Origin of the sequence: Rhodonellum psychrophilum GCM71 = DSM 17998 (assembly GCF_000381545.1) — a bacterium.
Taxonomy (GTDB): Bacteria; Bacteroidota; Bacteroidia; order Cytophagales; family Cyclobacteriaceae; genus Rhodonellum; species Rhodonellum psychrophilum.
In genome coordinates, this window is the sequence record NZ_KB906677.1 from 183072 (window position 1) to 195198 (window position 12127).

Annotated in this window: 16 protein-coding genes and 1 tRNA gene; 9 read left to right on the top strand and 8 right to left on the bottom strand. The window is 41.5% G+C overall.

Annotated elements, in window-relative coordinates; all coding sequences use genetic code 11:
* Nucleotides 1–34 precede the first annotated feature (34 nt).
* Nucleotides 35–832, bottom strand: coding sequence for a tellurite resistance TerB family protein (locus F824_RS0110080; protein ID WP_019597763.1), 798 nt, complete (start codon nucleotides 830–832; stop codon nucleotides 35–37).
* A gap of 320 nt (nucleotides 833–1152) precedes the next feature.
* On the bottom strand, nucleotides 1153–1815 hold the full coding sequence (ung, locus tag F824_RS0110090) for a uracil-DNA glycosylase (protein WP_019597765.1): 663 nt from the start codon (nucleotides 1813–1815) through the stop codon (nucleotides 1153–1155).
* A gap of 75 nt (nucleotides 1816–1890) precedes the next feature.
* Between ung and apaG the strand changes: the two genes are divergently transcribed.
* Nucleotides 1891–2277: a Co2+/Mg2+ efflux protein ApaG gene (apaG, locus tag F824_RS0110095; protein ID WP_019597766.1), complete on the top strand. Its 387-nt coding sequence runs from the start codon at nucleotides 1891–1893 to the stop codon at nucleotides 2275–2277.
* Between the two features lies 1 nt (nucleotide 2278).
* On the top strand, nucleotides 2279–3058 hold the full coding sequence (locus F824_RS0110100) for an O-methyltransferase (RefSeq protein ID WP_019597767.1): 780 nt from the start codon (nucleotides 2279–2281) through the stop codon (nucleotides 3056–3058).
* Here F824_RS0110100 and F824_RS0110105 read toward each other — a convergent pair.
* A complete protein-coding gene (locus F824_RS0110105; protein WP_019597768.1) occupies nucleotides 3052–3651 on the bottom strand; it encodes a methyltransferase in 600 nt (199 codons plus the stop codon). The two genes, F824_RS0110100 and F824_RS0110105, sit on opposite strands and share 7 nt — an antisense overlap.
* Before the next feature lie 30 nt (nucleotides 3652–3681).
* Between F824_RS0110105 and F824_RS0110110 the strand changes: the two genes are divergently transcribed.
* From F824_RS0110110 to rplI, 4 genes are all read left to right on the top strand, one after another.
* The gene (locus F824_RS0110110) at nucleotides 3682–4602 is read left to right on the top strand and encodes a hypothetical protein (protein WP_026333624.1); all 921 of its coding nucleotides are present in this window, start codon (nucleotides 3682–3684) and stop codon (nucleotides 4600–4602) included.
* 102 nt (nucleotides 4603–4704) lie between these two features.
* Nucleotides 4705–5076: a 30S ribosomal protein S6 gene (gene rpsF / locus F824_RS0110115; protein WP_019597770.1), complete on the top strand. Its 372-nt coding sequence runs from the start codon at nucleotides 4705–4707 to the stop codon at nucleotides 5074–5076.
* The gene (gene rpsR / locus F824_RS0110120) at nucleotides 5073–5324 is read left to right on the top strand and encodes a 30S ribosomal protein S18 (protein WP_019597771.1); all 252 of its coding nucleotides are present in this window, start codon (nucleotides 5073–5075) and stop codon (nucleotides 5322–5324) included. Before rpsF ends, rpsR begins: the two co-directional genes overlap by 4 nt.
* Nucleotides 5325–5365: 41 nt before the next feature.
* The gene (rplI, locus tag F824_RS0110125) at nucleotides 5366–5809 is read left to right on the top strand and encodes a 50S ribosomal protein L9 (RefSeq protein ID WP_019597772.1); all 444 of its coding nucleotides are present in this window, start codon (nucleotides 5366–5368) and stop codon (nucleotides 5807–5809) included.
* Between the two features lie 70 nt (nucleotides 5810–5879).
* Here the strand turns inward: rplI and F824_RS0110130 are convergent, their stop codons facing one another.
* Nucleotides 5880–6128, bottom strand: a complete 249-nt coding sequence (locus F824_RS0110130; protein ID WP_019597773.1) for a hypothetical protein — start codon at nucleotides 6126–6128, stop codon at nucleotides 5880–5882.
* 191 nt (nucleotides 6129–6319) lie between these two features.
* Between F824_RS0110130 and trhA the strand changes: the two genes are divergently transcribed.
* Nucleotides 6320–6958 (top strand): PAQR family membrane homeostasis protein TrhA, encoded by a 639-nt coding sequence (gene trhA, locus F824_RS0110135; RefSeq protein WP_019597774.1) that lies wholly within the window; start codon nucleotides 6320–6322, stop codon nucleotides 6956–6958.
* A gap of 165 nt (nucleotides 6959–7123) precedes the next feature.
* A tRNA-Gln gene (locus tag F824_RS0110140) sits at nucleotides 7124–7196 on the top strand.
* Nucleotides 7197–7836: 640 nt separating this feature from the next.
* Here F824_RS0110140 and F824_RS0110150 read toward each other — a convergent pair.
* The gene (locus F824_RS0110150; RefSeq protein ID WP_019597777.1) at nucleotides 7837–9306 is read right to left on the bottom strand and encodes a cryptochrome/deoxyribodipyrimidine photo-lyase family protein; all 1470 of its coding nucleotides are present in this window, start codon (nucleotides 9304–9306) and stop codon (nucleotides 7837–7839) included.
* Nucleotides 9307–9347: 41 nt separating this feature from the next.
* Between F824_RS0110150 and F824_RS0110155 the strand changes: the two genes are divergently transcribed.
* Nucleotides 9348–9635 (top strand): TIGR03643 family protein, encoded by a 288-nt coding sequence (locus F824_RS0110155; RefSeq protein ID WP_019597778.1) that lies wholly within the window; start codon nucleotides 9348–9350, stop codon nucleotides 9633–9635.
* Between the two features lie 161 nt (nucleotides 9636–9796).
* On the opposite strand, the gene F824_RS0110160 is transcribed toward F824_RS0110155, so the two are convergent.
* From F824_RS0110160 to F824_RS0110170, 3 genes are all read right to left on the bottom strand, one after another.
* A complete protein-coding gene (locus F824_RS0110160; protein ID WP_019597779.1) occupies nucleotides 9797–10132 on the bottom strand; it encodes a rhodanese-like domain-containing protein in 336 nt (111 codons plus the stop codon).
* An 82-nt stretch (nucleotides 10133–10214) separates the two neighbouring features.
* The gene (locus F824_RS25745; RefSeq protein WP_033405290.1) at nucleotides 10215–10457 is read right to left on the bottom strand and encodes a hypothetical protein; all 243 of its coding nucleotides are present in this window, start codon (nucleotides 10455–10457) and stop codon (nucleotides 10215–10217) included.
* A gap of 167 nt (nucleotides 10458–10624) precedes the next feature.
* Nucleotides 10625–12064: an MBL fold metallo-hydrolase gene (locus tag F824_RS0110170; protein WP_019597781.1), complete on the bottom strand. Its 1440-nt coding sequence runs from the start codon at nucleotides 12062–12064 to the stop codon at nucleotides 10625–10627.
* Between the last annotated feature and the right edge of the window lie 63 nt (nucleotides 12065–12127).

Consider the following 12127-nt stretch of genomic DNA (forward strand, 5'->3'; position numbering starts at 1 on the left):
ATTCAGGCTGGAGTATAGCGAAAAGAACTCCCCCTTATTTTTTATTGCCACCAAGAATATTGCCTAAAATCGACCCAAGCCCACCAGAACCCATACCGGTATAACCGCTTTTTCCGCTGAGACCACCAAGTGTGGAAAGTATGGAGCCAAGCCCCCCACCACTTGTACTCATGCCACTTCCTCCTCCCATCAATCCTCGACTCAAAGCCCCAGCCAGTAGACCACCGATCAATCCACCACCCATCCCGCCAGACGAGCCCTTGCGGTTTCGCCCACCACTGAGCATCCCTGCAATAACCAAAGGAGCAACTACACCTAACATTCCTTTCGCCATCTTAGGTGAAATCCCCACTTTTTGGAACAAATCGTCCATTCCGGATTTACTGAAGAAAGACTGTGAAGTTGGATCCTCACCATGCTGCTGCGCAGCGTTGGCTTTATCCACAAACGTATCCAAGATGCTGAATTGCTCTCTGTTGATATTCAAAAAGTCAGCAATCCCCTTGATTTTTTCGGTCTCCTCATCCGTATATTTTCCATCTGACTTTGCAAAACTGATGATGTCCGTCACAAAGGAGAACCGAAGTTCGCTTTTCTTCAAGACTTCCAGACATTTTTGCAAACTGATCATGTCCGGTTTGTTTGCTATTTGGACGATCTCGTTTTGAGCCTTTTCCGGGAGTTCTGCTGCTTCACCCATTATCCTCAAAAATTCAAGTTCTTCCGGGGAAGCATGTCCATCGACAGAGGCAACTACGGCCAATGCGCCAAAATAAGCTGCCTTTTCCTCATTTGAATAGTCTTTCAATAAAATTTGATCCTCGCTTTCCATATTAAAAACTGAATTGGTTTACAGATTGAAACGTTGTTTTCTGTCAGATATTGAAATCGACTTTGGCTTTGATTTATTTAATGATGTCCAAATATTTTTTTGGACATCTGCAAGTTTCACTTCTCCATTAAAACCGAATTATGCATTGGGTTTCATGAAAGGGGTTGGAAATAAAAGAAAATCAGTCTATTTGGAGAATAAGGTCTGGCCCCAAGATGCTGAAGTCAGATACAGCAAACAAAGACTTGATTTTTTGGCAAATTCAGGCTGGAATTGAATTGGTCTCGCACAAAATGAGTAAAAATGAGCAATGAAAAAAGTCACCACTTAATTTCCTCTAGTCCTTTTTCTCTTAAATAAGCATTGGCTTTGGAGAAATGACCACTCCCCAAAAAGCCCCTATATGCTGATAATGGACTAGGATGTGGTGCCTCCAGTTTCAGATGTTTTTCGGAGGAAATCAATGCCCCCTTCTTTTGTGCATACGCACCCCAGAGCATGAAAACGGTATGTTGATGATGTGCTGCAATGCGTCCGATCACCGCATCCGTAAATTTCTCCCAGCCTTTATTCTGATGGGACCCTGCCTGATTGGCCTTTACCGTCAAAGTTGCGTTGAGCAACAGAACACCTTGATCCGCCCATTTGGTGAGGTTTCCATGTGCGGGAATGGAAGTCCCCAAATCCCGTTTTATTTCCTTAAAAATATTCAACAGACTTGGAGGGAAAGGAATACCCTCTTGTACCGAAAATGACAGCCCATGTGCTTGATCGAGGCCATGGTAAGGATCTTGGCCCAGAATTACGACCTTCACTTTTTCGAAGGGACAGTGCCAGAAAGCATTGAAAATATCATTCCCTTTCGGATAGATTTCTTGATTTTTGTACTCATTTTTTATGAAATCCACCAACTCAATAAAATAGGGCTTGGAAAATTCAGCCTCCATTATATTTTTCCAACTTGGTTCAATTTTAACATCCATATCATTTGAAATTCGTAAACAATCCTTAAATTTATTAGATTTTGCGTACTTTTAATTCTTTAAAATAAAGATATTATGATCACTGCCATTACTGAGGGAATCGTCGTCACCGTGGAAGTTACCTACCAAGCCGAATTTTCCAGTCCCCATCAGCACCATTTTGTCTTTACCTATAAAGTGAGTATTGAGAACAAAAGCCCTTTCACCATCCAGTTGTTGCGGAGAAAATGGGAGATTTCAGATGCTGGAGATATCCCCAAGATCGTTGAAGGAGATGGTGTCATCGGTCAGCAACCCATCTTGGAACCTGGAGATTCCCATCATTATGTGTCGGGCTGCAATCTAAAATCAGGATTAGGCAAAATGAAAGGTTTTTATTACATGGAGAAAGTGTTGGATGGAAAGATCATTGAAGTTGCCATTCCAGAATTCCATTTGATCTCTCCTATTTTTAACAATTGATTTGGGCCTTTCTTTTTACGCCGTCAAAGCATTTCTGAAGCATTGGCTTGTCAATGAAGAAAGGCATTCGATTCAATCCCCATTGGCGTTTGAGATTTACAACGGTCTTTTGAATTATTCGAAGAATGCGGTAGACAAAGACCTGGATCTTGAAGAGTTCAGACATTTACTTTTGAAAGATGACCAAGTATTGGAAATAGAGGATTTTGGTGCAGGATCCAAAAAACTAAAAACCAACACAAGAATTGCCTCCGATATCACCAAGTTCAGTACGAGTACGAGGAAATTCTCCCAGCTTTACCAATACTTTTGTAGCATCACTCCCGCTGAAAAAGTATTGGAATTGGGGACTTGTGTAGGCATCAATGCCCGTTATCTGTCCAGGGAAGTAAAAGGGGATTTATATTCTTTTGAAGGAGCTGAAGCTTTGTTTCAAAAAGCACAGGAAAACAATCCTCCAAAAAACATCCACTATGTCTTGGGACAAATCCAAGACACCTTGCCTTCAATATTAAGTGAAAACGGGCAAGTTGATTTTGTGCTGATCGATGCTACACATACCTACAAGGGGACGAAGGCCTATTTCGAGTTGATTTTGCCCTACTTGGGGGCTACAAGTATCGTGGCGATAGCCGATATTCATTGGTCAAGAGAAATGAATAAAGCTTGGGAAGAGATCAAGAGCCATCCAAATATCAGTATCAGTATGGATTTTTATGAATGCGGTATCTTGATTTTTAAAAAGGGAATTGCAAAAAACCATTATGTTCTTCACTATTGAGGTTTTTGCAAAACAAAGAAAAGTTCGGACCCCTGACGGGCAGGAATGGAATTCTTGCAGGCTTCCATTTTCAAAACATGAAATAAGTCCTTGAAATACCCGAGGTATTCCGATTCTGAGCCACCAAAGGGTGGGCCTTGGGGCTGAAAATCCCGATTGAACAAAACGCCAACCAATTTACCCCCGGGTTTGAGGAGCGCGTGCATTTTTGCCGCATACTGGGATCTCATTTCGGGAGGAAGCGCACAGAAGAAGGTTTGTTCCAAAATCAAGTCATATTGGCCATCATGAGCAAAGAAATTTTCCTGGTGGCATTGGCTTTTAGGGAAATCCGGATTGGCTAGCAAAAATTCACCAAGAGGAACCGGAGAAATATCGAGAATATGGAGGTTTTCGAACCCGATTTGAAAAGCATAGGAAGCTTCATGTCCATTTCCGGCTCCAGGGACCAGAATAGACAATTGAAAATTAAGAATTTGGTCCAAATATTGCTTAAGCGGCGTGGAGATGCTGCCGAGGTCCCATCCAGTCTCTTTATTGAGATACCGGGAAGACCAATAAAGTTCCTCTAAGGATATAAGCATAAAATTCATTATTTTTGATAAAAATACAATAATATGGCCATGGACAGCAATTACGAATATGAAAAACCAAAAAGAGGTGATAAGGGGAAAAATATCCTGATCATCGTATTGATCATACTAATCATCCTCAGTGGTGTAAAATTATATACTGACAATCTGGACAAGAACCGAAAAACAGAAGAAATACTGATCCTATCAGTGGACAACAATGAGCTGAACAAAAGACTGGATTCAGTGACTTTTCAGTTGGATCTCAGGATTCAGGAGATCGAAAAATTGGGTGGGGATATCGCCTCTCTCGAGGAAATAAGGGAACAACTTGTCATGGAACGTAATTCCAATGCCAAAAGATCTGCAGGAGAAATAGCGGCCCTGAACAAAAAAATCAACAGCTTCACCCAGGTTTTTAAGGAAAAAGACGAGGAAATCCTACGGCTAAGGGAGGTAAACGAGCAGTTGTTTTCGGAAAATGAGACACTCAAATCCACCCAAGCGGTGATTGAAGAGCAAGTGGTCAAGCTCAACATCAAACAACAGGAGCTTCAAGATAAAGTAAACATCGCGGCAAGGTTGAAGGCTGAAAACATTTTGGTTGCTGCGGTGAATTCCCGTGGAAAAGAGAGGGAAGATGGATTCAAGAACAGACAGATCGAAAAGCTGAAAGTAAGTTTTAACCTGGCAGACAATAAAGTGGCCGAGTTTGGAACACGTGACATCTACGTCCAGATCATTGCGCCCAACAACCAACCGATTTTTGATGTGGCCAGAGGTTCCGGAACCTTTGCCATTGATGGAAGGGAAGAATTCTATACCGTTCACAAAGACATTCTTTTTGACAACAGCAAGCAAGAATTGACTTATTTCTACGAAAGGGGCTCTAATTATACCCCCGGAAAATATGTCGTGCGGATATATGCAGATGGTTACGAAATCGGGACCAAGAATTTTGAGGTGAAATAAGCCAAATGATTCCCATCATTTATGGATGTGGATTTGGACAAAACAAAATATTAGTCTAAATTTGCGGTCTGTTTAAATAATACATCATTAAACGATTAAAAAATGTTCCAAAAAAATTATGAAACGGTATTCATACTAACTCCCGTTTTGTCTGAGATTCAGACAAAGGATACCGTAGACAAGTTTATAAACTTGTTAAAAGTAGAGGGGGCAGATGTCATCAATGTTGAAAGTTGGGGTCTTAAGAAGATGGCTTACCCAATTCAGAAAAAAAGCACTGGATTTTACGTATTGGTTGAGTTCAAAAGTCAGCCTACGTTAATCAAAAAGTTTGAACTTGAACTCAGAAGAGACGAAAAAGTACTTCGCTTCTTGACTACTGTCTTGGACAAACATTCTTTACTCTATGCAGATAGAAGAAGAAAAGGTGAATTTAACAAAAAAACTGAAGCCAAGGAGGAGCAAGCAAAATGACACTTAAGAACGAACCGATCAACAGAGTAGAAAACAGAAAAAAATACTGTCGTTTCAAAAAACACGGCATTAAGTATATTGACTACAAAGATCCTAACTTCTTATTGAAGTTTGTAAATGAGCAAGGTAAAATTCTTCCTAGAAGATTAAGCGGAAACTCTGCAAAGTTCCAGAGAAAAGTGGCAAATGCCATTAAAAAGGCAAGACACTTGGCATTATTGCCTTACGTGGCTGATGGTTTGAAATAATACCAGCTGTTCTATCCCAAACATTAATAAATTTTACAACAATGGAAGTTATTTTAAAGACAGACATAAAAGGACTTGGCTATAAGAATGACCTTGTGCCTGTAAAGGCAGGATACGGTAGAAATTACCTGATTCCACAAGGCTTCGCTGTATTGGCTACAGATTCCAATAGAAGGATTCTTGCTGAAAACATCAAGCAGGCTGCTCACAAAGCAGAAAAAATCAAAACTGAAGCAGAAACTATTTCTGCACAACTTGCTGAGATCACTTTGGAAATCAAAGCGAAAATCGGTGAGTCTGGAAAACTTTTCGGAAAAGTGACTACGCTTCAAATTTCAGATGCATTGGCAGCACAAGGGATCATGATTGACAGAAAGAAAATTTCTATCAACACTCCTGTTCAAGGTGCCGGTGAATTTGAAGCTGAGGTTGATCTTCACAGAGAAGTGAAACAAAACGTAAAATTCGTTGTAGTAGCTGAGTAATACGGCCTACAATGAAACAAAAAAAAGGCTTTCCTTAATCGGGAAAGCCTTTTTTTGTTTACTACTCCATTTAAAGCGCTGCAATTTTCTCGAGGTCTTCTATCAGTTTTTTCGAAACAGCCTTATTGTTTTCATTTCTTTTAGCCTTCAAAAGTTCGAGCGCCTCTCCACTTTTCTCGATTACCCCCTTAGGATTGTTGTCATGTTTGTAGCTATTCCAGCACCAAGACAATTCCGCATGAAGTTTTCCATCGATTTTCAATTTCTCAAGTTTCTCCAAAGTAGAAACCACTGTTTTCTCTAAATTTTTTGCTGACATGATAAAATAAGTTTTGTTAAAAAAAGGATTTTGAAGTTGATTATCTCAAGCAAAATTCCATATTTTTTCTGCAAATACAAAACAATCAAATATTTAGGCCCTATATATTGCCAAACAATCGATTTCAAAGCCTCATTTGGCTATATATTTATTCTTGCTGATTTTGGTATATTTACCCAAACCCCTATAAAATGATCAGAAAGCAAAGCCAACAGGAAGAATTTGCCAACAGCATCACCCATGGATTTGGGATCTTGTTCAGCATCATTGCCATTTCACTTCTGGTGACTTTTTCGGTTTTGGATGGATCGGCGATCGACATCATCAGCTGCAGTCTTTTTGGGGGCTCCATATTGCTTCTCTATACCTTTTCCACACTTTACCATGCCACTCCTGAAGGACCCATCAAAACATGGCTCAGGACCTTTGACCATATCGGGATATATTTTCTGATTGCAGGCACCTATACCCCATTTCTATTGAGCGGGATTCAGGGGCAAACTGGTTGGTTATTTTTCGGGATTGTCTGGACACTGGCACTTTTGGGTGTCATCTTCAAGATTTTCTACACCCACCGCTTCCAAAAAGCCTCTTTGATCTTGTATTTAGGCATGGGCTGGATGGCACTTTTCATTGCCAAACCTTTACTCGAAAACCTCAGCATCCCCTCTCTTTCATTGATCGCCGCAGGTGGAATTAGCTATACGTTGGGCACCATCTTTTATACCAGAACCACCATGCGATTCGCACACACCATTTGGCATCTATTCGTTTTGGCGGGCACCATCCTTCATTTTATTGCCATTCTGTACATGATCCAGGGCCATTAGGAGAAAAAGAAGGAAGCCCTTTAAAATCCATGAAAATTTTATTGCTTGAAATTTAGTCAATTAGCTAACAAACCATAAAATTCTTTTGGGTCGGACTTGCATCAAAAAAAAAGTCGCCCTACATTTGTGTCACCATAAAGAAAAGCAATTTATTTATGTTTGAATTGGCCGATGGTGTAACTGGCAACACGTCTGGTTTTGGTCCAGAAGAGTCCAGGTTCGAGCCCTGGTCGGCCAACAAAAGCAGCTCAATGAGCTGCTTTTTTTTTGCCCTTTTGGGTAAACAATACTTTTTCAAAATTAATCTCCTCTCCAATTTCTCTTCTTAAACCCGAAATATGCATCAGGTTTCCATATGAGATCGAAACTGCAAGAAAATCAGACTATTATGAGACTGATTCATGACACCAATAGGGTGATGTCAAAAAAATCAACAAATAATTGAACATCAGTTAATTTTACTATTGAATTGAGTTCGCTAAGCATAAAACGGATTAAATTGCTTCCGCATCATCCCCAAAAGGACTACACATTTTCTTCCAACAAAAATTGCTGTTGTTTCCAAAATCGGAGCTGGGCGGATTCAACCAGAAATATGCATTGGGCTTCCTGGCGGGACTGCAACTACAGGAAAATCAGACTATTTGGATAATAATGAATAGCCCAATTTGCTGAAGTAAAAAAAATAGTAAACAACCAACTGATTATCAGGCAATTTCAGACTGGAACAACATTGATAATGCATAAAACGGGATTAATGATCAGACTATTCGTTTGAAATGGGTTTTTCCCCAAACAAAAAAAGAAAAGATTTCTTCCTTCAAAAAAACCCAAACCAATAAAGGCTGGACGAAACACAGCGCAATTGCCGAAGAGCCTTATGGCCAACGGTTGGGCACTGTGTGGGTGTTCAGAATCCTGAAGGCATCATTGATCACTTCTTCGGTTTTTTGCGCTTTCCAGATATGCTCCCGGGCATATTTCCCCGCTGATTCCAGATCCACGATGGGATAGGGATAGTCCTCCCCTAAAATAAACCCCATCATCTGCTGTTCTATGGCTGTAATCTTCCAAGGTTCATGCAGAAAGGCAAGGGGAATTTTACCCAATTCCGGAACCCATTTCCTAATAAATACACCATCGGGATCATGGTCTTGGGATTGTTTGACTGGATTGTATATCCGCACCGTATTGATCCCTGTGACGCCAGCCTGCATCTGCAACTGGGGATAATGGATACCGGGCTCAAAATCCAGAAACATTCTTGCCAAATGGTCTTTCCCCACCCTCCAATCCTGCCATAAGTGATGGGTCAGGAAAGAAACCAGCATGGCCCGCATCCTGAAATTCAGATACCCTGTCTCGATCAGGCAACGCATGCAGGCATCCACAAGGGGAAAGCCTGTTCTCCCCTCCTTCCAAGCTTCGATTCCCAATAATTTCTTTTCTTCCCGAAGTCCATCAAATCCCCTGTTCACGTTTTCAAATTCCATCCGACATTCCATTTCGAATTTTTGGATGAAATGGCAATGCCAGCGAAGCCTGGATTGGAAATTGGTCAAATTCTTTATCTGAAAACCCTCTTTCTTTCGCTTTTCTGCTGCCTGAAAGACTTGCCTGATGGACAAATTTCCCCATGCCAGATAGGGTGAAAGACGGCTGCAGCCTTTTCTGCTCAATTCGGGTTTGCTGATGTGCTTGTTGTAATTTTTGGCCCTTTCGGACAAAAAGGAATTGAAATACTTCCAAGCAGTGCTTTCTCCACCCTTTTGCACCTGGGGATTGAGGCTCTTCCAGTTTTCGGGAATTGGAAGGGTTTTGAGTTCGGCCTCAAATAATTTCGAAAGCGTGTAAAACCTTCCTTTGGTAAGGTCTGGATCAAAGCTTTTTGAAGACATCATTTTCTCCCAATCCTTGCTCCAGTTCGACCTGTTTTTTCGTCCTCTTTTCACTCCCTGCTGACTGTATTCGTTCCAAAGGATATTCCTATCCCTAAAAAACCTTTTCATGCGCTTGTCTCTTTCGAAGGTCACAGCGATACCCGTTTCTTGGTGGGAAAAAACCTGCTTGATTTCAAAATGGCGGGTCAATGCAGAAAAAAAATCTTCCACTTCCATCTGATAATAATGAACCCTGCCATCAAATGGGGAAAGTTGAGCATTCAGGTCAACCAGACTTTGGGAGACGAACCGCCAATGGCGCTGATCGCTCTGTTTGGCTGCGACCAGGCTAGGCTCGAACAGGTAGACCAAAATCAAGGGCAGTCCATCTGAAATGGCGCTGTGCAATGCTTCATGGTCCCTGATTCTCAAATCCCTTTTTAACCAAACGACGTTTACCTTCTCCATGTGATGCCTAAACAATTGTGACTGTCCATGGTTTTGAAATTATGGGAAATATTTCAGAACTGACCGATCAGGATATTGATAGAGTCATCGAAATGGCTTGGGAAGACCGTACGGCTTTTGATGCCATCGAAAGGCAATTTAATCTTGTCGAAAAAGAAGTGATCACCATCATGAGAAGGGAGATGAAACCAAGTTCCTTCAGGATGTGGCGCGAAAGGGTTCAGGGAAGAAAAACCAAACATGCCGCCAAGGCCACCGAAGAAGTGAATCATTTCAAATCGAAGATGCAAAAAGGAATTGCCTTGAACAAAATGAGCAAAAGAAACTAATCTACCTTCACCGAGCCGGCAATTGCCCAAATAGTGCTGTTTATTTTTTTGTTGAGCCCACCTCCTTTTACCGGCAAAAAACAAAACAGTTCCTAAGAGCACAAAAAAAGCATGACCTACCTGGCCATGCTTTTTCCAATTTCCCAAACCTACATTTATTCTTACACCAATTCGAATGGCCAGTCCATTACTCCACCGGCAAGATTATATACTTTTTCAAATCCATTTTTCCCCATTACATCAGCCGCTTGGCCACTTCTGTTGCCACTGCGACAGTAAAGGTAATAGGACTTGTCCTTTGGAAGATTCTGGATCTGAGCCAAAAATCCTGGACCCATGATGTCAATATTCCTGGCTCCTTTTATTTTCCCAGAATTGAATTCTCCCGCCGATCTTACATCGATTAGCACGGCATCTTTTGCAGTTAGACCTTTGTTGAAATCTTCTGACTTCAAGTCTATATAGTTTTTTGGTTTTGATCTAAAGAAATCAAACATAGTTTTTTATGGTTTTATCAATACAAAATTACGCCCCGGAACATCTCTAAACCGTAACCTTTATCACAATCATTGTTTTTTTTTACGCCACTTCCTTTTTGACAATAAATTTTGTATTCACTTTCAGCACGACCAACCTGAGCAAAAGTACCCATGGAAGACCATGATAGACGAAGTCGAACCAATCCAACAGCTGCATTCCAACGCCCCCTCCGGCGATCCATTTGATTTTCCCCCAGATGTGTGGCTCAGGAAAAAAAGGTGCCAGACCGAGTGTCAAACAGAAGATGATCACCAGACGCCAGTTATTTATAGTTGATTTCATTTTTTTCGCTCCTTTATTTTTGTGCGTCATTGAGATCCAGCTTTTGTCAACAAAGCCCCCCAAATCCGCAATATGGATCATTTTATCTCTATTGGGCTGTTTCAAAAGCAATTAGGACAACCTCTTGATTCTCCATTTTGCCTATAAAACAGGGGTTTTATCAATTCTTATTTCTTGTATTCCAAAATTGCACCACTCATATCGAGTACTTTTGTGGTCTTAAGGGCATTCTTCACAATACTGCTACCCGCCGCGGAGCGATATCCGGTACCACAGTGGATCACCACTGGCTTTCCAGTTGGAATTTCCCCGGCACGTTCCATCAGCTCTGGAAGGGGGATATTGATGGCATTTTCAAACACCTTACCCTCGGCCACCTCTCCTGCATTTCTGATATCAATGATTGTAAAAGCATCTTTGTTTTGATCAAAGAGGTCTTGATCGAAAGTGTCGGATTGCATACCATCCTTGGCATCAAACACAAATGCACCCTGAATAAAGGTTTCATACCCGATTTTGGCGGTTTTGGAGATGAGTGCTTGAAGATGCACTTCATCTTTGCCTATCAAATAGAAGCTGTCTCCTGGCGCCACAATACTTCCCAACCAGGTTTCGAACTTGGCGCCATCCATGATGTTAACAGCATCCTCCAGATGCGAAGCTTTGTATTCCGCTTCATGTCGACCATCGATAATGATGCTCCCAGGTCCTGGTTGGTAATTCCTTTCCAGTATAGTGACCTTTTCTACCGAGGCGACAAAGGGTTCCGCTCCGATTTTATTGACATCCACATTGAAAGGGAAATATTTCGGAATAAAAGGTTGGTCCTCCAAAAGAAGGGAAACAAATTCCGCTTCCGTCATTTCTTGCAATGCATAATTGGTTGCCTTTTCGGCTCCGATGGTGCTGCTTTTTTCTTGACTCATGGATTTCCCACAAAGTGAGCCCGCCCCATGGGCTGGAAAGACGGCCACTTCATCATCCAGTGTCATGAGTTTCTCGCGCGTACTTTTGTACATCATCTTGGCCAATTCTTCTCTTTTTGCCATGATGCTACCTGCGGATTCTCTGAGGTCGGGACGGCCTACGTCACCGATGAAAAGCGTGTCACCCGTAAAAACAGCAACATCTTCACCATTCTCTTCCACCACAATGGAAATCCCGTCCGGAGAATGCCCGGGAGTGAAAACAGCCCTCAATTTTACGTTCGGTGAAAGCACTATTTCGTCCCCTTCATCAAAGGCTTGGTGCGGGTAATTGGCTCCGACCAATTTGCTGACATAAATCGTAGCGCCTGTGGTTTGATAAATCTCCAAATGGGAACTGACAAAATCCGCATGGGGATGGGTTTCGATCACCCCGATAATTTTGGCGTTTTTGGACGCTGCGTAATCATAATACGGCTGGGGATCACGTCCCGGATCCACCAAAACTATTCCTCCATCCACACCGACTGCATAGCTGAAATGTGCCAATCCATCGTCTTCGAATTGTTTGATTTCCACATTTTCCAACGATTTTGCTTTGATCAACTGTTCAAATTGAAAGGCGTCTGCATTGGAAAAAAATACAAGAAACAAGAGTAAATAAATGGGGATTTTTTTCATATTACTGATTCAAGTTATTTAACAAAATTAGCATTTTTGACAGGCAACATCTGTGATGTTTGT

Excerpts from the sequence above, each read along its gene's own strand:
- F824_RS0110110 (WP_026333624.1), top strand. The coding sequence starts at position 3,682 with ATGGACAGCAATTACGAATATGAAAAACCAAAAAGAGGTGATAAGGGG.
- F824_RS0110160 (WP_019597779.1), bottom strand. The coding sequence starts at position 10,132 with ATGTTTGATTTCTTTAGATCAAAACCAAAAAACTATATAGACTTGAAG.
- F824_RS0110170 (WP_019597781.1), bottom strand. The coding sequence starts at position 12,064 with ATGAAAAAAATCCCCATTTATTTACTCTTGTTTCTTGTATTTTTTTCC.
- rplI (WP_019597772.1), top strand. The coding sequence starts at position 5,366 with ATGGAAGTTATTTTAAAGACAGACATAAAAGGACTTGGCTATAAGAAT.
- rpsF (WP_019597770.1), top strand. The coding sequence starts at position 4,705 with ATGTTCCAAAAAAATTATGAAACGGTATTCATACTAACTCCCGTTTTG.
- F824_RS0110155 (WP_019597778.1), top strand. The coding sequence starts at position 9,348 with ATGGGAAATATTTCAGAACTGACCGATCAGGATATTGATAGAGTCATC.
- trhA (WP_019597774.1), top strand. The coding sequence starts at position 6,320 with ATGATCAGAAAGCAAAGCCAACAGGAAGAATTTGCCAACAGCATCACC.
- ung (WP_019597765.1), bottom strand. The coding sequence starts at position 1,815 with ATGGATGTTAAAATTGAACCAAGTTGGAAAAATATAATGGAGGCTGAA.
- F824_RS0110130 (WP_019597773.1), bottom strand. The coding sequence starts at position 6,128 with ATGTCAGCAAAAAATTTAGAGAAAACAGTGGTTTCTACTTTGGAGAAA.
- F824_RS25745 (WP_033405290.1), bottom strand. The coding sequence starts at position 10,457 with ATGAAATCAACTATAAATAACTGGCGTCTGGTGATCATCTTCTGTTTG.
- F824_RS0110150 (WP_019597777.1), bottom strand. The coding sequence starts at position 9,306 with ATGGAGAAGGTAAACGTCGTTTGGTTAAAAAGGGATTTGAGAATCAGG.
- F824_RS0110105 (WP_019597768.1), bottom strand. The coding sequence starts at position 3,651 with ATGAATTTTATGCTTATATCCTTAGAGGAACTTTATTGGTCTTCCCGG.
- apaG (WP_019597766.1), top strand. The coding sequence starts at position 1,891 with ATGATCACTGCCATTACTGAGGGAATCGTCGTCACCGTGGAAGTTACC.
- rpsR (WP_019597771.1), top strand. The coding sequence starts at position 5,073 with ATGACACTTAAGAACGAACCGATCAACAGAGTAGAAAACAGAAAAAAA.
- F824_RS0110080 (WP_019597763.1), bottom strand. The coding sequence starts at position 832 with ATGGAAAGCGAGGATCAAATTTTATTGAAAGACTATTCAAATGAGGAA.